This is a genomic window from Xanthomonas sp. DAR 34887 (assembly GCF_041245805.1).
Classification (GTDB): domain Bacteria; phylum Pseudomonadota; class Gammaproteobacteria; order Xanthomonadales; family Xanthomonadaceae; genus Xanthomonas_A; species Xanthomonas_A tesorieronis.
Genome location: NZ_CP162490.1, coordinates 2390347 through 2408240, shown reverse-complemented (window position 1 = coordinate 2408240; position 17894 = coordinate 2390347). Strand labels below are relative to the sequence as shown.

Sequence of the window (17894 nt, the reverse complement as noted above, 5' to 3'; positions counted from 1 at the left end):
CACTTGCGTGGATTTGCCGGACCGTGCGGGTCCGCCGCGGTCGCCTCGGCTCAGCTGCCGAACGCGGCGCGCATGCGCTCGGGATCCGGCCGCTCGATCACCCCGCGCTCGGTGACGATGGCGTCGATCAGCGTGGCCGGGGTCACGTCGAACACCGGGTTCCAGGCGGCGATGCCCTCGGCCACGGTGCGCACCCCGCCCACCCCGAACAGCTCGCCCGGGTCGCGCTGTTCGATCTCGATCTGCGCGCCGTCGGCGGTGTCCATGTCCACGGTGGACCACGGCGCCACCACCATGAACTTGACGCCATGGTGGCGGGCGGCGATGGCCAGCTGGTAGGTGCCGATCTTGTTGGCGGTGTCGCCATTGGCGCAGATGCGGTCGGCGCCGACGATCACCCACTGCACCGCCCCGGTCTTCATCAGGTGCGCCGCCGCCGAATCGGCGATCAGGGTCGCGTCGATGCCGTCCTGCTGCAGTTCCCACACGGTCAGCCGCGCGCCCTGCAGCCACGGCCGGGTCTCGCCGGCGAACACCTTGCCGATGCGGCCCTGGGCCATGCCGGCGCGGATCACGCCCAACGCGGTGCCGAAGCCGGCGGTGGCCAGCGATCCGGTATTGCAGTGGGTCAGCACGCCGCTGCCGGGCGCGATCAGGCCTGCGCCGAGCGCGCCCATGTGGCGGTTGGCGGCCAGGTCTTCTTCGGCGATGTCCTGCGCCTCGTGCGCGATCGCCTCGCGCCAGTCGGCGCCGGCCGCGGCCAGCGCCTTGCGCATGCGCATCAGCGCCCAGGCCAGGTTCACCGCGGTCGGCCGCGCCGCATTGAGCCGCTGCAGCGCCGGTTCCAGCTTGGCCAGCGCCTGCGCGCCGTCGTCGGCCTGCACATCGCGCGCGGCCAGCACCACGCCCCAGCTGGCAGCGATGCCGATCGCCGGCGCGCCGCGCACCGCCAGGGTGTGGATCGCGTCGGCGACTTGGTCGCTGTCGGTGCACTGCACGTGTTCGACCACGAACGGCAGCTTGCGCTGGTCCAGCAGCTCCAGCGCATCGCCAGTCCACAGGATCGGACGGATATGGTCGTAGCGGGCGTAATCGATATCGAGGTCGGGGTTCATCCGGCTATTTTAACGGCGGGGATTGGGGATTGGGGATTGGGGATTGGGGATTGGGGAGTGGGGAGTGGGGATTGGGGATTGGGGAGTGGGGATTGGGGAGTGGGGATGACCAGCCATACGGCTGTGGAAAAGCGGGTCGCAAAGGCGATGGCGGCGTACGCCTGGCCTGCTGGCGGCGCTCAGTTGACGCTGAATTCCGCGCGGCAACCCTTGTCCACCCAGATGCCGTCGCGGTCCCAGCCCCAGCTCTCGTCCTGCACGCAGGCGGTGCCGGACAGCTGCTTGCGCAGTTGCACGCTGCCGTGGATGCTGACCCCGCAGCGGCGCCGCGTTCGGCCCTTGGATTCGCACAGCACCGGCCGCGCGCCGACCGGAAAGCCGGAGCCGTCGCTGGCGCCGATCTCGAACTCGCCGCGGCAGCCGCGCGACACCCAGATCTCGTTGCGGCGCACGCCCCAGCTGCGCTCCTCGCGGCACGGCACCGAGGACAGCTGGCGCATCAGCCGCACCGGCGCGCCGCGCAGCATGACCGGGCAGCTCTCGACCCGGCCGTCGGATTCGCAGCGCAATACGCGGCGCATCGCGCTGCGCGTGGGTTGCGGCGGATTGGAACGGAATTCGGCGCGGCAGCCCAGCGTCACCCACACCCCGGTGGCGTCCGACCCCCATTCGCTGCCGCGAATGCAGTCGTTGTCGGACAGTTGCCGGACCAGTTCGACGCCCTGATCGACCGGCATCGGGCAATGCACCCAGCTCATGTCGCGCGATTCGCAGCGCACCACCGCGGCGTCGTAGCCGTCCGGCGCCTGCGCAAACGCCTTCGCCGGACATGCGGATACCGCCAATCCCAGCCAACACCAGCCACCGAGCCCGTACGACCACTTCATGCTTGGCTCTGCCCCTATGCGTAGAACCTGAACAACGAAGACCACTCCATCGACACCACGCATCGACCGCATGCTGGGCTGGATCAAACCATCATCGGTGTCGACAAAGCAAGAAGACGCAACATGAACGCAGCGCCGTTCAGGCTCGCGCGAAATCGTAGGCGAGCACGTCGCCGATCGATGCGGTGCCGCGCATCGCCATCAGCAGGCGATCCACGCCGACCGCGACGCCGGCGCAATCGGGCAGCGCCGGCAAGGCCTGCAGCAAGCGCTCGTCCAGCGGCGGCAATTGCGCGCCGCGCTCGCGGCGCAGCGCGTGATCGCGCAGGAAGCGGCGCCGCTGCTCGGCCGCATCGTTGAGCTCGTGGTAGCCGTTGGCCAGCTCGTAGCCACCCAGGTACAGCTCGAAGCGCTCGGCGACCGGCGGCTGTTCGTCGCGGATGCGCGCCAACGCGCACTGCGTGGCTGGCCAGTCGTGGACCACGGTGATGCGGTCGGCCGGGAATGCCGGTTGCAGGCGATGGGTCATCAGCAGGTCGAGCCAGTCGTCGCGGGTCAGCCCTGCAGCGTCGAGATGGACATCGCGCAATGGCTGCTGCAACGCGTCCAGCGGTGCCAGCAATGGATCGATGCCCAGCGTATCCAGGAACAGTTGCCGGTAGGTGACGACCTGCAGCGTCGCCGTGCGCGCCACCAGCGCCAGCGCCTCGCGCACCAGCGCCACGGTCTCGTCCACCAGTTGCAGGTGGTTCCAGCCGACCCGGTACCACTCGAGCATGGTGAACTCGGGATTGTGGCGGCCGCCTGCCTCGCCGTTGCGGAACACCCGGCCGAGTTCGTAGCAATCGCCGACGCCGGCGGCCAGCAGGCGTTTCAGCGGATATTCCGGCGAGGTGCGCAGCCAGCGCAGCGCCGGGCCGGCATCGACATGGCCGCTGAAGCGGGTCTGGAAACTGTCGATGTTGGGTTCGGTGTTGCCGGCCGCCGACAGCATCGGCGTCTCCACCTCGAGCACGTCGCGCGCGGCGAAGAAGGCGCGGATGCGCGCGTTGAGCGCGGCGCGCAGGCGCAGCGCCGCGATGTCCACCGCGTCGCTCATCGCGGCGATCCGCAGGTCCGGCCTGCCGCGTGCGCGCCGCTCACCCCTGCTGCTCCTGCTCGCCGAGCAAGGCCAGCAACTGCGCCTCGTCCCATACCGCAACGCCCAGTTCCTGCGCCTTGTCCAGTTTGGAACCGGCCTCGGCGCCGGCGACGACGAAGCTGGTCTTCTTCGACACGCTGCCGGCGACCTTCGCACCCAGCGCTTCCAGGCGCGCCTTGGCCGCGTCGCGGCTGAGTTGCTGCAAGGTGCCGGTCAGCACCACGGTCTGCCCGTCCAGCGGCGCGGCGCGGCGCTCGGCCTGCGCCGGCGCCGCGTCGAGCAGCCGCCGCATCGCCGCGTCGGCCTGGCGCAAGGCCTGCAGCCTGGCTTCATCGGCCAGGTAAGCGGCGAGATTGGCCGCGCCCGCCGCCGACAAGCCGGCGCCGGTCCAGCCGCTCTCGTTGGCGCGCAGCAGCGCATCGAGCGTGCCGTAGGTCGCGGCCAGCCGTTGCGCGCTCTTGCCGCCGAGCTTGTCCACCGGCAACGTGGTCAGCAGGTGCGCCAGGTCGAGCCGCTCGCGCAGCTGCGCCGGCGGCGCACTCTCGTCGGCGAAGCGGATGCCGGCCTGGACCAGCGCATCGACCACGGCCGCGTTGCCGGGTTGTTCGAAGAAGGTCGCGATCGAACGCGCCACCTCGCCGCCGATATCCGGCAGCGCCTGCAGCAGCACCGCCGGCGTGCTGCGCACGAAGTCCAGCGATCCCAGCCAGTGCGCGAGCGCCTTGGCGGTGGTTTCGCCCAGGTGCGGAATGCCCAGCGCGAACAGGAAACGCGGCAATGTGGTGTGGCGGCTGGCGCCGATGCCGGCGACCAGGTTCTCCGCCCATTTCGTCGCCAGCTTGCCGCCCAGATCCACGGCCAGGTGCGCGCGCAGGAAGTCGGCGCGCTTCCAGTCCGGGGTTTCCCGCGCCAGCGAGGCCTGCGCCTGCGCGTCGAGCGTCAGCGCGCCCTTGCTGTCGTTCACCGCCTGCACCAGGTCGGCGGCCGTCGCCGCGTCCAGCGCCGCCTTCATCCGCACCAGGTCTTCGACGCTCAGCGCGTACAGATCGGCCAGCGAATGCACGAAACCGAATTCGACCAGGGCATCGGCCTGGCGGTCGCCCAGGCCTTCGATGTCCATGGCCCGGCGCGAGGCGAAATGGCGCACGGCCTCCTTGCGCTGCGCTGCGCAGGCCAGCCCGCCGCTGCAGCGCCAGGCCACCGCGTCTTCTTCCTTGACCAGCTCCGAGCCGCACACCGGACACGTCGCCGGCATCGTCCACGGCTGCGTGCCGGCGGGACGGCGTTCTTCGATGACCCGCACCACTTCGGGAATCACATCGCCGGCGCGGCGCACGATGACGGTATCGCCTTCGCGCGCGTCCAGCCGCGCGATCTGGTCGGCGTTGTGCAGGGTCGCGTTGGTGACGGTGACGCCGGCGACCTGCACCGGTTCCAGCCGCGCCACCGGCGTGACCGCGCCGGTACGGCCGATCTGCACTTCGATCGCGCGCAGCACGGTGGATTGCTCCTGCGCCGGGAACTTGTGCGCCAGCGCCCAGCGCGGCGCGCGCGAAACGAAGCCCATCGCCGCCTGCTGGTCGTAGTCGTCGAGTTTGTAGACCACGCCGTCGATGTCGTACGGCAGCGCGTCGCGCCTGGCGCCGATGCGGCGGAAATACGCGATCAGGCCGTCGAAGCCGGTCGCCGTCGCGACCTCGGGCGCCACCGGGAAGCCATAGCGGCGCAGCAGCGCCAGGGTCTGCGAATGGGTCTCGGGCAGTTCCAGCCCGCGCACCTCGCCGACCGAATAGGCGAAGAACGCCAGCGGCCGCCGCCGGGTGACCGCCGGATCGAGCTGGCGCAGCGAACCGGCGGCGCCGTTGCGCGGATTGGCGAGCAGTTTCTCGTTGCGCTCCAGCGCCTTGGCGTTCCACTCGGCGAAGGCCGCACGCGGCATGTAGATCTCGCCGCGGACCTCGAGCACGGCCGGAAACGGCGTGCCCAGGTCGCGCAGCTTCAGCGGCACCGAGCGCACCTGGCGCAGGTTGGCGGTGACGTCCTCGCCGGTGCTGCCGTCGCCGCGGGTGGCGCCCTGCACGAACACGCCGTCCTCGTAGCGCAGGCTGATCGCCAGGCCGTCCAGTTTCGGCTCGACCGAGAACACCGGCGCGGCCAAGTCCAGCGCACGCTCGATGCGCCGCTCGAAATCGGCGACTTCGGCGAAGCGCTCGCGGTCGTCGGCCTCCTCGGCCACGCCCGGCGTCTCGAAGGCGTTGGCCAGCGACAGCATCGGGATCGCGTGCCGCACTTCCGGGAAGCCGCCGTCCGGCCGCGCGCCAACGGTGCGGGTCGGCGAGTCCTCGCGCGCCAGCTGCGGGTGCTCGGCTTCCAGCGCTTCCAGCTCGCGCATCAACGCGTCGTACTCGGCATCGGTGATCGATGGATCGTCGTGCACGTAGTAGCGGTCGTTGGCGTCTTCGATGCGCTGGCGCAGCTCGGCGACGCGCTGCTGGAGATCGGCTGGAGCGGGCATGCGCGGCGGAATCGGGTAACGGAGAGGGGGCGATAGTAACTGGGTGCCTGGTGAGGGGAAATGCGGATGCGGCCGGGATTGGGGGATCGGGGGTTGGGATCGAGGGCCTGACGCTGGGACCGATGGTGCGGCGGCGGGCGTGCCCTCACCCCAACCCCTCTTCCGGCGGGAGAGGGACTGAAGCGGCCGCGGGCGTTCCGCGGCGTGTTTGTGCGCGATTCAGAAAACTTGCCGAAACGTTAAGGAGACATTAGCTTGCCTCCCTGCCCCGTTCGTTGGAGAGTCCCCGTGTCGCTACCGGTTTCGCGCCGTTCCTTCCTTTCCCTCGCCACCTCGGGCCTGGCGGTCGGCGCGCTGGGCCTGGCGCCCGCTGCGGAGGCGGCAAAGCGCAAGGCGGCTGCGGTCGCGACGCCCGGCGTGGCGCCGGCGTCAGGCCCGGTGTATCTGAACTTCAACGAATGTCCGCTGGGTCCGGCACCGGCCGCGCTGGACGCGGCGCAGGCGATCCTGCCGCGCGCCGGCCGCTATCTGTTCGACCTGCAGAACGACCTGATCGCGCTGTTCGCCGGCGAGCAGCAGTTGCCCAGCGACCACGTCGCGGTCTATCCCGGCTCCAGCGACCCGCTCAACCGCGCCGCGCGCGCGTTCACCTCGGCCCGCGCCGGCGTGGTGGTGGCCGATCCGACCTTCGAGGCGGTGGCCGATGTCGCCGCCGCGCACGGCGCGCCGGTCAAACGCGTGCCGCTGCGCGCCGACGGCGCGCACGACGTCAAGGCGATGGCCAGCGCCGATCCGAACGCCGGGCTGATCTACCTGTGCAACCCGAACAACCCAACCGGCTCGATCACCGCGCGCGCCGACATCGAATGGCTGCTGGCCAACAAGCCTGCCTCCAGCGTGCTGCTGGTCGACGAGGCCTACATCCACTACAGCGAACAGCCTTCGGTGATCGACCTGATCGGCCAGCGCCAGGACCTGCTGGTGCTGCGCACCTTCTCCAAGCTGTACGGCATGGCCGGGCTGCGCCTGGGCCTGGCGGTGGCCTCGCCGGGACTGCTGACCAAGCTGGCCGCGTTCGGCGAGAACCCGGTGGCGATCACGGCCGTGGCCGCCGGCATCGCCAGCCTGCGCGACGTGCAACTGGTGCCGGCGCGGCGCGCGGAGAACGCGCGGATCCGCACCGAGACCATCGCCTGGCTGCAGAGCAAGGGCTACAAGTGCCTGCCGTCGCAATCCAATTGCTTCATGGTCGACGTCAAGCGCGACGGCAAGGCGTTCGCCGCGTCGATGGCCAAGCAAGGGGTGATGATCGGCCGCAGCTGGCCGATCTGGCCGAAGCAGGTACGGGTCACCGTCGGCACCGAGGCGGAGATGCTGCGGTTTCGCGAGGCGTTTTTGAAGGCGCGCAAGTAGCTTGCGCGCCGGGATTGGGGATTCGGGATTGGGGATTCGTAAGAGCCTGGGGTTGATACCTTAGGCTTCGCCCGTACCCTCATCCGCCCCTTCGGGGCACCTTCTCCCGCAGGGAGAAGGAAAACGCCAGCGGATTCGCTTTTACGAATCCCCAATCCCGAATCCCTAATCCCAGCGCCGCGCCGCTGGCGCGGCGCCTACCAGCGCGGCGCCTTCGTCAACGGCGGCGCCTGATGCTGCCGGTCGTAGGCGCGCAGTTCGTCGCGGATGTGGGCGATGCGCTGGCGGCCGAGGGCGTTGCGGCTGTCGTCCAGGACCACGCCGTCGAGCAGTTCGCCCATGCGCTGCACCGTCGGCAGCATCTTTTCCCAGGCATCGAGCGCGGTCAGCGGCGCCGGCAGGGTCAGGAAGAAGGCGATCGCCGGGGTCTCCATCTCGCGGATGTGGGCCATGTCGAAACTGCCCGGCTTCATGATGCTGGCCATGCTGAAAATGGGCCCGCGCTCGGGATGGCCTTCGACCAGGCGATGGAACACGCTCATGTGGCCGAACACCAGCCCGGTCTTCTCGGCGGCGACGACGATGTCCTCGCCGCGCAGCACCTGGCCGGCACGCGCGGCGACGTACAGCGAGACGATCTTGTCGAAGTCCTGGCTCGGCCGCTTGCCGAGTTCGGCATTGGCCGCTTCGGCGGCGGACAGGCCCAGTTCGGGCTGGCCGAGGGCGCCGTCCAGGTCGGGCGCGGCGATCGCGTCGCCCTCGGCGGCAAGCGCGGCATCGCCGAGCGACGGCTCGCGCCGCGGCGCGGCCGGGTCGGCCGGCTCCACGCGCCGGCCCTGGGTCGGTTTCTTCGGGCGGCCGAACAGGAAGATCGCCGCGATCAGCAACAGACCGGCGGCGAGGATACCAATGCGCAGCATTGCCATGTCGGACATTCGGGGGTTACTCCGGCAGGGGTGCGTAGGGGGAAGACAAGGTATTTAGCATGTCACGTCAGGCCGCGCCCGCCAAACGCGCGGCTTCCTCGAGGTCCACGCTGACCAGGCGACTGACGCCCGGTTCGCGCATGGTGACGCCGCTGAGCTGGTGCGCCGCTTCCATCGTCGCCTTGTTGTGGCTGACGAACAGGAACTGCACTTTCTCGCTCATTTCCCTGACCATCGCCGCCAGGCGGCCGACGTTGGCTTCGTCCAGCGGCGCGTCGACCTCGTCGAGCAGGCAGAACGGCGCGGGATTGAGCTGGAAGATCGCGAACACCAGCGCCACCGCGGTCATCGCCTTCTCGCCGCCGGACAGCAGCGAGATGCTGGACACGCGCTTGCCGGGCGGCCGCGCCATGATCGCCACGCCGGTGTCGAGCAGGTCTTCGCCGGTCAGTTCCAGATAGGCGTGGCCACCGCCGAACAGGCGCGGATACAGCGCCTGCACGCCGGAATTGACCCGGTCGAAGGTGTCCTTGAAACGGCCGCGGGTCTCGCGGTCGATCTTGCGGATCGCGTCCTCCAGCGTTTCCAGCGCGGTGTTCAGGTCCACGTCCTGCGCTTCCAGGTATTCGGCGCGCTGCGCGGCCTCGCCGTACTCGCTGATCGCAGCCAGGTTGACCGGCTCCAGCCGGCGCATGCGTCCGTCGATCTGCTGCACCGCCTGCTCCCACTCGGCCGGATCGGCGTGCTCGGGCAGGCCGTTGATCACCTCCTCGAGCACGAAACCGGCCTTGACCACCGCCGCCGACAGCTGCTCGGCGCTGAGCACCAGCGCCTGCTGGTCGAGGCGGCGCTGGGCGATGCGCTCGCGCTGCGCCAGGGCCTGTTCGTCGCGCTGCTGGCGGGTCTGTTCCAGGGCGCGCAATTCGTTGTCGATGCCGTCCAGCAGCGCGCGCGCCTCGCCCAGCGCGCGATCGGTGCGCACGCGTTCGCTGAGCGCGGCCTGGTGCTCGGCTTCCAGCGCATGCACCGGCGAATCGCCTTCGCTCAGCTGCGCGCTGAGTTCGCCCAGGCGCGAATCCAGTTGCCCGCGCTGGTTGCCCATGCGCTCCAGCGCCTGGCTCAGCGAAGCGATCTGGGTGCGTTGCGATTCCAGGGTCAGGGCCAGCGCGTGCGAGGCCTCGCGCACCCGGCGCGCGGCGTCGCGGGCCAGGTCGCGCGCCTCGGTGAGCTGGCGACGCTCGCTCTCCAGCGCATGGCGCGTGCTTTCCAGGTCGCCCATGCTGGTGACCGCGTCTTCCAGCTTGGAGCGCGCCTCGCGCGCCTGCTCGCGACTGCTGTCCAGGGTTTCCAGCAGTTGCGCGATTTCGGTCTCGATGCGCTCGATGCGGGTGCGCGCGGCGTCCACCTTGCCCTGCTGGCTCTGCAATTGCCCGGCCAGTTCGGACACGCTGCGGTGCGCCTGGTACAGCTGGCGCTGCGCTTCCTCGCGCTGCTGCTCGGCGGCCAGCGACTGCTCGCGCAGGCTCGCCAGGCGCTGATCCAGTTCGGCTTCGCGGTCCTGCAGCGCGTCGATCTGGCCGCGCAGCGCCTGGATCTCGCGCTCGCGCAGCAAGGCGCCCTGCTTGGCCGCGCCGGAGCGCGACACGCGCAGCCAGCCCTCGCCCAGGCGCGCGCCGTCGCGGGTGATGACCGAGTCGCCCTCGCCCAGCTGCGGCAGCAAGGCGCGCGCGGCGGCGAGGTCCTCGGCCGCATGCAGCCGCGACAGCAGCCGGCGGATCGCGATCGGGCCCTGCACCTTGGCGGCCAGGGAGGTCGGCGCGAAGTCGCCGCCCGCTTCGTCGCTGCCGACCAGGGCGATGCGGCCTTCGCCGAGTTCGCCCAGCGCGTCGACCAGGGTCTCCGGCGCATCGACCAGCACGCCTTCGATCAATTGCCCGAGCGCGCCTTCGACCGCGTTTTCCCAGCCGCTCTCGACGCTGATGCGCTCGCCCACGCGCGCCGCCGAATCCAGCCCGCGCGCTTTCAGCCATGCCACGGCAGCGCCCTGCTCCTGCCCGAGCGCGGCCTGCTGCAGGGTTTCCAACGACGACAGCCGGCCGCGCGCGGCCTGCGCCTGCTTGCGCACCTCGGCCAGTTCCGCCTGCGCGCCGCGCTGCTGTTCCTGCAGCGCGGTCAGCGCCTGCTTGCGGGTTTCGACCTGTTCGTTGAGCCCGTCCAGCGCGGCGCGCTGGGTCTCGTGCTGCAGCTCCACCTGTTCGAAGGCGGCGGCCAGCGCGTCCAGGTCCAGCCCGGCGCGCTCGGCGGCCAGCGCTTCGCGGCGGCGCTCGGCCTCCAGCGATTGCCGGTCCAGGTAATCGACACGGGTGCGCTCGACTTCGCCGGCGCGCGAGGCCTCGGCGGTGTAGCGCTGATGGGTTTCCCAACGCTGCTGCCAGTCGGCCAGCCTGGCCTCAGCCTCGCGCAGGGCTTCCTGCTTGTATTCGTTGTCTTCCTGCAACTGCTCCAGCTGCGGCCCGGCCACGTCCACCGACTCGCGCAACAGCGCCAGCTTGGCCTCGTCGCCGCTGATGTGTTGGCCGAGTTCGGCCAGCGCCAGCTGCGCTTCGTCGCGCGCCTTGTGCAGGCGCTGCGACAGGTCGCGCTGGTGCTGGATCTGCTGCTCGATGCGCGCCAGGGTGCTGCCGACCTGATAGACCTCGGCCTGGGCCTTGCTCAAGGCCTCGGCGGCTTCCTCGCGGCGCACGCGGCCGGTCTCGATCCGCGCCTCGGCGTCGCGCTGTTCGGCGATGAACTGCTGCAGGCGCGTCTCTTCCTGGCCCAGCGCCTCGCGCAGGCCCTGCAATTTGCTGTCCAGGCCGCGGTATTCCAGCGCCTTCCACTGCGCGTCCTTGATCCGGCGTTCTTCCTGCAGCGCCTGGTACTGCTCGGCCTGGCGCGCCTGGCGCTTGAGGTGCTCGAGTTGCTTGCCGATCTCCTCGCGCAGGTCGCCCAGCCGCTCCAGGTTCTCGCGGGTATGGCGGATGCGGGTCTCGGTCTCCTTGCGCCGCTCCTTGTACTTGGAGATGCCGGCGGCCTCTTCCAGGTACACGCGCAGGTCTTCCGGGCGCGCCTCGATGATCTGGCTGATCATGCCCTGCTCGATGATCGAGTAGCTGCGCGGGCCCAGGCCGGTGCCCAGGAACAGGTCGGTGATGTCGCGGCGCCGGCATTTGGTGCCGTTGAGGTAGTAGCTGCTGCTGCCGTCGCGGCTGACCTGGCGCTTGACCGAGATCTCGTTGAAGGAGGCGTACTCGCCGGAAATGGTGTGGTCGGAGTTGTCGAAGATCAGCTCCACCGTGGCCTGCGACACCGGTTTGCGCGCCGAGGAGCCGGAGAAGATCACGTCGGTCAGCGAGTCGCCGCGCAGGCGGCTGGCCGAGCTTTCGCCCATCACCCAGCGCACCGCGTCGATGATGTTCGACTTGCCGCAGCCGTTCGGACCGACGATGCCGGTCATGTTGGTCGGCAAGTGCAGCGTGGTCGGATCGACGAAGGACTTGAAGCCGGACAGCTTGATGGTCGACAGGCGCATGAGGCAGGCAATCCATGGCAGGCGGCGGCCGCCGGGCCGGCACGCGCTGCCGCTAATGAATATCCAGGTGAAGTCCCGCTTTCAAGTCCTTGATACACCTACGATCGCCGGACATGAAACGGGCACGAACCGATGAGTATAACGGCACCCAGCGGGGGCCGGGGCCGGAGCGCGCAAACGAAACGGGCACCTTGCGGTGCCCGTTTCGGTACAGCATGAAGCCGTGGATCAGGCTTCGGCTTCGACCACGACCTTGACCGTGGTCTCGACGTCGGCGTGCAGGCGCACCAGCACCTCGTACTCGCCGATGTTGCGGAACGCGCCTTCGCCCAGCACCACTTCGCCCTTTTCCAGCGGCAGGCCGGCGGCGGTGAACGCCTCGGCGATGTCGCGCGGGCCGACCGAGCCGTACAGCTTGCCTTCGGTGGACGCGTTGGCCTTGACCGTCACGCTGGCGCCTTCCAGCTTGGCCGCACGGGCCTCGGCGTCGGCATGGATCGACTTCGCCTTGGCTTCGTAATCGGCGCGCTTGGCCTCGAACTCGGCGATGTTGGCGGCGGTGGCCGGCACGGCCTTGCCCTGCGGCACCAGGTAGTTGCGGCCGTAGCCCGGCTTGACGTCGACCTTGTCGCCGAGGCCACCCAGGTTGGTCACTTTCTGCAGAAGAATCAGTTGCATGGTTTTGCTCCGTTATTCGTTAGCGCCGGCTCGCCGACGCAACGTTTGCTGTCCGAATAGGACGGGAGAGAGTCGCCTGCGTGGGCCGTCTATGCCGGCCCACGCGGGCTGTTCGTTAGATCCCCGCACATGGATGTGCGGGCTCTTCCGAGGGACTCGGATTAGATATCGTGGTTGTCCGTGTACGGGATCAGCGCCAGGAAACGCGCGCGCTTGACCGCCGTGGCCAGCTGGCGCTGGTACTTGGACTTGGTGCCGGTCACGCGGCTCGGCACGATCTTGCCGTTCTCGGTGAGGTACTGGCGCAGGGTGTTGAGATCCTTGTAGTCGATCTCTTTGACGCCCTCGGCGGTGAACTTGCAGAACTTGCGGCGACGGAAGAACTTGGACATGGCAGTGCTCCTTAGGCGGCTTCGGCGGCGTCGCCGTCGGTATCGGTGGCGGCGGCAGGCGCATCGCCTTCCTCGTCGTCGCGGCGACGACGCTCGCTACGCTCGGGCTTGTCGCCCTTCTCGTCCTTGCTCTTCATGATCAGCGACTGCTCGGTGTCCGCGCCGTCGCGCTTGATCACCAGGTGGCGCAGCACGGCGTCGTTGAAGCGGAAGCTCTCGACCAGTTCGGCCAGGATGGCCTGGTCCACTTCGATGTTGAGCATGACGTAGTGCGCCTTCACCAGGTTCTGGATCGGGTACGCCAGCTGGCGGCGGCCCCAGTCTTCCAGGCGGTGGATGGTGCCGCTGCCGTTCTCGACCAGCGACTTGTAGCGCTCGATCATGGCCGGGACCTGCTCGCTCTGGTCCGGATGGACCAGGAACACGATTTCGTAATGACGACTCATGTGGTTATACCTTTCGGATGTGGCCCGAGGGCCGGACAGCCCCCCGCCAGGCCCAGGACGGGTGCGGTGGGGCAAGGGATCCCGCCACGACGGGCGCAGGAAGCCGGAAAGTATGGCAGCGCAGGCGCCGCACCGCAAGTTGGCGGCCGTACGCGCATGCACGGCGGGTGCCGCCTGCTGCAAACGATGCGCCGGCCGGGGCCGTCGCTGCCGCGCCGGCGCCGGTTTTGCGACACTGGCCGGGTGAACCACAGCCTGCCCGCGCCCTCAGCCACCGACGCCATGCCGCGTTGCGCGCAACCGCTCGCCCTGGCCGCTGCTGCCGGCCGCGACCTTGCGGCCAATCCAGCGCCACCATGCGGCGGCGCACGCTCCTGCGGCAGGTCCGCCGGGGACGCGCATTGAGCGCCAGCCTGCACGTCGCCCCTGCCCCGCGCGCCGGCCAGGCGCTGCAGCTGGACCTGCCGCCAGCAGTCGCCACCGCCCTGCGCAGCGCACACCGCTACCTGCTGGACGACGGCAGGCCGCTGTACGCGCTGGCCTTCGCGGCCGAACGCTTCCAGCCGCAGGCCTTCGCCGCCGCGGCGATCGCCTGTCCGGACAGCGTCGCGCGCAGCGTGCGCAAGCGCCAGGCGGAATTCCTGTTCGGGCGCCTGGCCGCGCGGCTGGCGCTGGGCGAGGCGCTAGGGCCTGTGCCGGCGCAGGCCGAGATCGCGATCGGCGCGACGCGCGAGCCGCGCTGGCCGACCGGCAGCCTGGGCAGCATCTCCCACAGCGACGGCTGCGCGGCGGCCGTGGCGTTGCCGGCCGGCCAGGCCCATGGCATCGGCATCGACCTGGAACGGCTGCTCGCGCCGGCAGCGCGCGAGGCCGTGCTGGGCGTGGCGATCGATGCGCAGGAAGCCGACCTGCTGGCCGCCGCGGCCACTGCAGCGTGGTCGCACGACGCACTGCTGACCGCGCTGTTCTCGGCCAAGGAAAGCCTGTTCAAGGCCGCGTTCGGCGCGGTCGGGCGCTATTTCGACTTCGCCGCGGCGCGCGTGTGCGGGGTCGATCCGGCGCGACAGCGGCTGCGCCTGCGGCTCACTGAGACGCTATGCGCGCAGTTCGTCGAAGGGCAGACCTGCGAGATCGGCTACGCACGGCTGGACCTGGATCCGCAGCTGGTGCTGACCCATTGCGCGTGGTGAGCGCGGCGCCGGCGCTCAGCGCGCGGCGGCCGCCGCATGCTCGGCGTCGGTGGTGAAGCTCTCGCCGCAGCCGCATTCGGCGGTGGCATTGGGATTGCGGAAGATGAAGGTCTCGCCCAGGCCCTGCTTGGCGAAATCGATCTCGGTGCCATCGACCAGCGGCAGGCTGGCGGCGTCGACGTAGATGCGCACGCCGTCCTGCTCGAACACCGCATCGTCGGGGTGCGCTTCGCGCGCCAGGTCGGTGACGTGGCCCCAGCCCGAGCAGCCGGTGCGTTCGACGCCGAAGCGCAGGCCCAGCGCGCCAGGGGTCTGGGCGACGAAGCGCTGCACGCGCTCGAAGGCGACAGGAGTGAGACGGATGGCCATGGCGAACGACTCCGGGAACAGCGAACGGTCATTATAGGGAGGAAGCGCGACGGCCGCTGCGCGCCACGCCTCGCAAGCGCTGCGGTCCAGCCAGTACACTTGCCCGTTCCATATCGAGTCGCTGCGGCGAGGATTCAAGTCATGACGGTGGTGAGCGTTGAGCATGCGCTGGCCGGGAAGATCCCGGCGGGCGGCGAGGTGACGGTACGCGGCTGGGTCCGCACCCGGCGCGATTCCAAGGCGGGGCTGTCCTTCGTCAACGTCAGCGACGGCTCCTGCTTCGCGCCGATCCAGGTGGTGGCGCCGGCCGAGCTGCCCAACTACGAGACGGAAGTGAAGCGGCTGACCGCCGGCTGCGCGGTGATCGCACGCGGGCGCCTGGTCGCCTCGCAGGGCCAGGGCCAGAGCTTCGAGATCCAGGCCGAGGCGATCGACGTGGTCGGCTGGGTCGAGGACCCGGAGACCTACCCGATCCAGCCCAAGGCGCATTCGCTGGAATTCCTGCGCGAAGTCGCGCACCTGCGCCCGCGCACCAACCTGTTCGGCGCGGTGACCCGCATCCGCAACTGCCTGGCGCAGGCGGTGCACCGTTATTTCCACCACAACGGCTACAACTGGATCAGCACCCCGATCATCACCACCTCCGACGCCGAAGGCGCCGGGCAGATGTTCCGCGTGTCGACCCTGGACCTGGCCAACCTGCCGCGCGACGGCAAGGGCCAGGTCGATTTCGGCCGCGACTTCTTCGGCAAGGAGACCTTCCTGACCGTGTCCGGCCAGCTCAATGTCGAGGCCTACTGCCTCGCGCTGAGCAAGGTCTACACCTTCGGCCCGACCTTCCGCGCCGAGAACAGCCACACCACCCGCCACCTGGCCGAGTTCTGGATGATCGAGCCGGAGATCGCCTTCGCCGATCTGGCCGAGGACGCGCGGGTCGCCGAGGACTTCCTCAAGTACCTGTTCCGCGCGGTGCTCGAGGAGCGCGGCGACGACCTGGCGTTCATCGCCGAACGCGTGGACAAGACCGCGATCAGCAAGCTGGAGGCGTTCATCAACTCGCCGTTCGAGCGCATCGAGTACGGCGACGCGATCACCCTGCTGCAGAAGTCCGGGCACAAGTTCGAGTTCCCGGTGGAATGGGGCCTGGACCTGCAGACCGAGCACGAGCGCTGGCTGACCGAGCAGCATGTCGGCCGCCCGGTGGTGGTGACCAACTACCCCGAGCACATCAAGGCCTTCTACATGCGCCTGAACGACGACGGCAAGACCGTGGCGGCGATGGACGTGCTGGCCCCGGGCATCGGCGAGATCATCGGCGGCAGCCAGCGCGAGGAGCGCCTGGACGTGCTGGACACCCGCATGGTGCAGTTCGGCCTGGACCCGCAGCACTACGGCTGGTACCGCGACTTCCGCCGCTACGGCACGGTGCCGCACGCCGGCTTCGGCCTGGGCTTCGAGCGCCTGGTGGTCTACATCTGCGGGCTGAGCAACATCCGCGATGCGATCCCCTACCCGCGCGCGCCGGGCAGCGCCGAGTTCTGAGGCGATGGCAGACGCCAACGCCACGGTGACCATGTACCGCCCGCTGGGACCGGAGGAGTTCGCGCTGGTGCGCGACTCCGGGTTCCGGCGCTGGCCGCCGCGGCTGCCGGAACAGCCGATTTTCTATCCGGTAACCAACCAGCGCTACGCCGAGGAGATCGCCGGGCGCTGGAACGTCAAGGACAGCGGTGTCGGCTACGTGGCCCGGTTCGACGTGCGCGCGACGTTCCTGGCGCCCTATCCGATCCAGAAAGTGGGCGGCGCGCACCACACCGAATGGTGGATCCCGGCCGAGGCGCTCGATGCGCTGAACGACAATATCGTCGGCCCCATCGAGATCGTCGCACGTTTCGATGCGCCGGCTGAGGAGGCCGCGCCATGATCCTGTTCTTCGCTCTGTGCTTCGTCGGCGTGGCCATCGCCGGACTCAGCGCGTTCCTGATCTTCTGGCCGCTGACCCTGGTGCATATCCGCGACCGGCATCCGCCGCTGGTGGCGGCGTTCGGTCCCGGCGCGTTTCTCAAGCCGGTGGCGCTGGGCTGGTTGTTGGGGCGCCGCTACCGCCCGCTCGGCGACCGCTCGCTGTCCGGGTTGGCGACGCCGGCCTGGCTGTCGCTGCTGACCATCTTCTTCGGCCTGGGCATGGCGGCCCTGCTCTGGCTGCTTTCCCTGGTGATTCCATGACTTCAGACGCACCCGCCGCCGATCGGTGGTACCTGGCCAGTCTCGGCCGCATCCTGGTGTGGGCGCGCCTGCGCGTGCGCGACGCCGGCACCGCCGAGGTGCTGGACAGCGACGGCAACACGCTCAGCTACGACAGCGAGGACACCGCGCAAGCGGCGCTGTTCGACGCCGAATTCGTCGCCTACGACGGCCTGGACGAGGACGACGCGCTGGCGCGCGGTTTTTCGCTGCGCGATGTGGCGCCGCCGCAGGCCGACAGCGATGCCGCGCTGCGCGGACGCATGACCCAGACCCTGGGCGCGCGCGCCTGAGCGGCCGATGTACGTCCCGCCGGCGTTCGCCGAAACCGACCTGGATGCGCTCGACGCGCTGATCGCGCGCGACCCGTTCGCGACCCTGGTCACCGTCGCCGAGGGCCTGCCCTGCGCCACCCCGCTGCCGGTGCTGTACCGGCGCGACGGCGCGCGCATCGTGATCGAAGGCCACTGGGCGCGCGCCAATCCACAGGCGCAGCACCGCGGTCCGGCGCTGCTGATCGTGCACGGCCCGCAGGCCTACGTGTCGCCGAGCTGGTATCCGGACAAGGAGGCGATGGCGCGGGTGCCGACCTGGAACTACGCCACCGCGCAGCTGCATGGCCAGCTGCAGGTCAGCGACGACGAAGCGCTGCTGGCCGACATCGTGGCCCGGCTCAGCGAACGCCACGAGCGCGCGCTCGGCAGCGACTGGCGCTACGAGCCGCACAATGCCGCGCACCGGCGCCAGCTGCGCGGCATCGTCGGCTTCCGTTTCGAGCCGCAACGGGTGGAACTGAAGTTCAAGCTCAGCCAGAACCACCCGGCCGCGAACGTGGCGGCGGTGAGCCAGGCCCTGCAGGCGCAGGCCGATCCTGGCGCGCAGGCGGTGGCCGCATTGATGCGCGAGCGCCTGCAGCGGCGCTGATTGGCCGGCGTCCACGCACGATCGCGGACGCGGGCGCGTCGCCTTCTCCCGACCCAACGTACGCCTGCGTGTGTCCGCGGCGC

General features: G+C 69.9%; 17 protein-coding genes. 7 read left to right on the top strand and 10 right to left on the bottom strand.

Going from position 1 to position 17894, the window contains the following annotated elements:
- Positions 1 to 50: 50 nt before the first annotated feature.
- The 4 genes from mtnA to ligA form a co-directional block, all read right to left on the bottom strand.
- Entirely contained in the window at positions 51 to 1115 is a 1065-nt protein-coding gene (mtnA, locus tag AB3X08_RS10245) for an S-methyl-5-thioribose-1-phosphate isomerase (RefSeq protein WP_369938047.1), read from the bottom strand.
- 179 nt (positions 1116 to 1294) lie between these two features.
- Positions 1295 to 2002 carry a DUF3011 domain-containing protein gene (locus AB3X08_RS10240; protein ID WP_369938046.1) on the bottom strand — a complete coding sequence of 236 codons (708 nt, stop codon included), beginning with the start codon at positions 2000 to 2002 and terminating at the stop codon, positions 1295 to 1297.
- Positions 2003 to 2141: 139 nt separating this feature from the next.
- Positions 2142 to 3101, bottom strand: coding sequence for an EF-P lysine aminoacylase EpmA (gene epmA, locus AB3X08_RS10235; protein WP_369938044.1), 960 nt, complete (start codon positions 3099 to 3101; stop codon positions 2142 to 2144).
- A gap of 40 nt (positions 3102 to 3141) precedes the next feature.
- Positions 3142 to 5658 carry an NAD-dependent DNA ligase LigA gene (gene ligA, locus AB3X08_RS10230; RefSeq protein ID WP_369938043.1) on the bottom strand — a complete coding sequence of 839 codons (2517 nt, stop codon included), beginning with the start codon at positions 5656 to 5658 and terminating at the stop codon, positions 3142 to 3144.
- Positions 5659 to 5946: 288 nt separating this feature from the next.
- On the opposite strand from ligA, the gene AB3X08_RS10225 reads away from it, so the two are divergent.
- Positions 5947 to 7071, top strand: coding sequence for a pyridoxal phosphate-dependent aminotransferase (locus AB3X08_RS10225; protein WP_369938041.1), 1125 nt, complete (start codon positions 5947 to 5949; stop codon positions 7069 to 7071).
- Between the two features lie 197 nt (positions 7072 to 7268).
- Here AB3X08_RS10225 and zipA read toward each other — a convergent pair whose 3' ends face one another.
- From zipA to rpsF, 5 genes are all read right to left on the bottom strand, one after another.
- The gene (gene zipA / locus AB3X08_RS10220; RefSeq protein WP_369938039.1) at positions 7269 to 8006 is read right to left on the bottom strand and encodes a cell division protein ZipA; all 738 of its coding nucleotides are present in this window, start codon (positions 8004 to 8006) and stop codon (positions 7269 to 7271) included.
- A gap of 58 nt (positions 8007 to 8064) precedes the next feature.
- A complete protein-coding gene (smc, locus tag AB3X08_RS10215; RefSeq protein WP_369938037.1) occupies positions 8065 to 11568 on the bottom strand; it encodes a chromosome segregation protein SMC in 3504 nt (1167 codons plus the stop codon).
- A 228-nt stretch (positions 11569 to 11796) separates the two neighbouring features.
- Complete coding sequence (gene rplI, locus AB3X08_RS10210; RefSeq protein WP_184410116.1) at positions 11797 to 12246, bottom strand: 50S ribosomal protein L9; 450 nt, start codon at positions 12244 to 12246, stop codon at positions 11797 to 11799.
- A 161-nt stretch (positions 12247 to 12407) separates the two neighbouring features.
- A complete protein-coding gene (rpsR, locus tag AB3X08_RS10205; RefSeq protein ID WP_005926280.1) occupies positions 12408 to 12638 on the bottom strand; it encodes a 30S ribosomal protein S18 in 231 nt (76 codons plus the stop codon).
- A gap of 11 nt (positions 12639 to 12649) precedes the next feature.
- Positions 12650 to 13084: a 30S ribosomal protein S6 gene (rpsF, locus tag AB3X08_RS10200; protein WP_184410117.1), complete on the bottom strand. Its 435-nt coding sequence runs from the start codon at positions 13082 to 13084 to the stop codon at positions 12650 to 12652.
- A 401-nt stretch (positions 13085 to 13485) separates the two neighbouring features.
- Between rpsF and AB3X08_RS10195 the strand changes: the two genes are divergently transcribed.
- Positions 13486 to 14274 carry a 4'-phosphopantetheinyl transferase family protein gene (locus AB3X08_RS10195; protein ID WP_369938034.1) on the top strand — a complete coding sequence of 263 codons (789 nt, stop codon included), beginning with the start codon at positions 13486 to 13488 and terminating at the stop codon, positions 14272 to 14274.
- A gap of 15 nt (positions 14275 to 14289) precedes the next feature.
- On the opposite strand, the gene AB3X08_RS10190 is transcribed toward AB3X08_RS10195, so the two are convergent.
- On the bottom strand, positions 14290 to 14643 hold the full coding sequence (locus AB3X08_RS10190) for a HesB/IscA family protein (RefSeq protein ID WP_369938032.1): 354 nt from the start codon (positions 14641 to 14643) through the stop codon (positions 14290 to 14292).
- Between the two features lie 141 nt (positions 14644 to 14784).
- Here AB3X08_RS10190 and asnS point away from each other — a divergent pair, with 141 nt between their 5' ends.
- The 5 genes from asnS to AB3X08_RS10165 are packed head-to-tail and all read left to right on the top strand — an operon-like array spanning position 14785 to position 17811.
- Entirely contained in the window at positions 14785 to 16185 is a 1401-nt protein-coding gene (gene asnS / locus AB3X08_RS10185) for an asparagine--tRNA ligase (RefSeq protein ID WP_369938030.1), read from the top strand.
- The gene (locus AB3X08_RS10180) at positions 16142 to 16567 is read left to right on the top strand and encodes an ADP-ribosylation/crystallin J1 (RefSeq protein ID WP_369938029.1); all 426 of its coding nucleotides are present in this window, start codon (positions 16142 to 16144) and stop codon (positions 16565 to 16567) included. Before asnS ends, AB3X08_RS10180 begins: the two co-directional genes overlap by 44 nt.
- Positions 16564 to 16869 (top strand): hypothetical protein, encoded by a 306-nt coding sequence (locus tag AB3X08_RS10175; RefSeq protein ID WP_369938028.1) that lies wholly within the window; start codon positions 16564 to 16566, stop codon positions 16867 to 16869. The genes AB3X08_RS10180 and AB3X08_RS10175 overlap by 4 nt, the downstream gene beginning before the upstream one ends.
- Complete coding sequence (locus AB3X08_RS10170) at positions 16866 to 17180, top strand: hypothetical protein (protein WP_369938027.1); 315 nt, start codon at positions 16866 to 16868, stop codon at positions 17178 to 17180. Before AB3X08_RS10175 ends, AB3X08_RS10170 begins: the two co-directional genes overlap by 4 nt.
- A 7-nt stretch (positions 17181 to 17187) precedes the next feature.
- A complete protein-coding gene (locus AB3X08_RS10165; RefSeq protein WP_369938026.1) occupies positions 17188 to 17811 on the top strand; it encodes an FMN-binding negative transcriptional regulator in 624 nt (207 codons plus the stop codon).
- Positions 17812 to 17894: the final 83 nt, after the last annotated feature.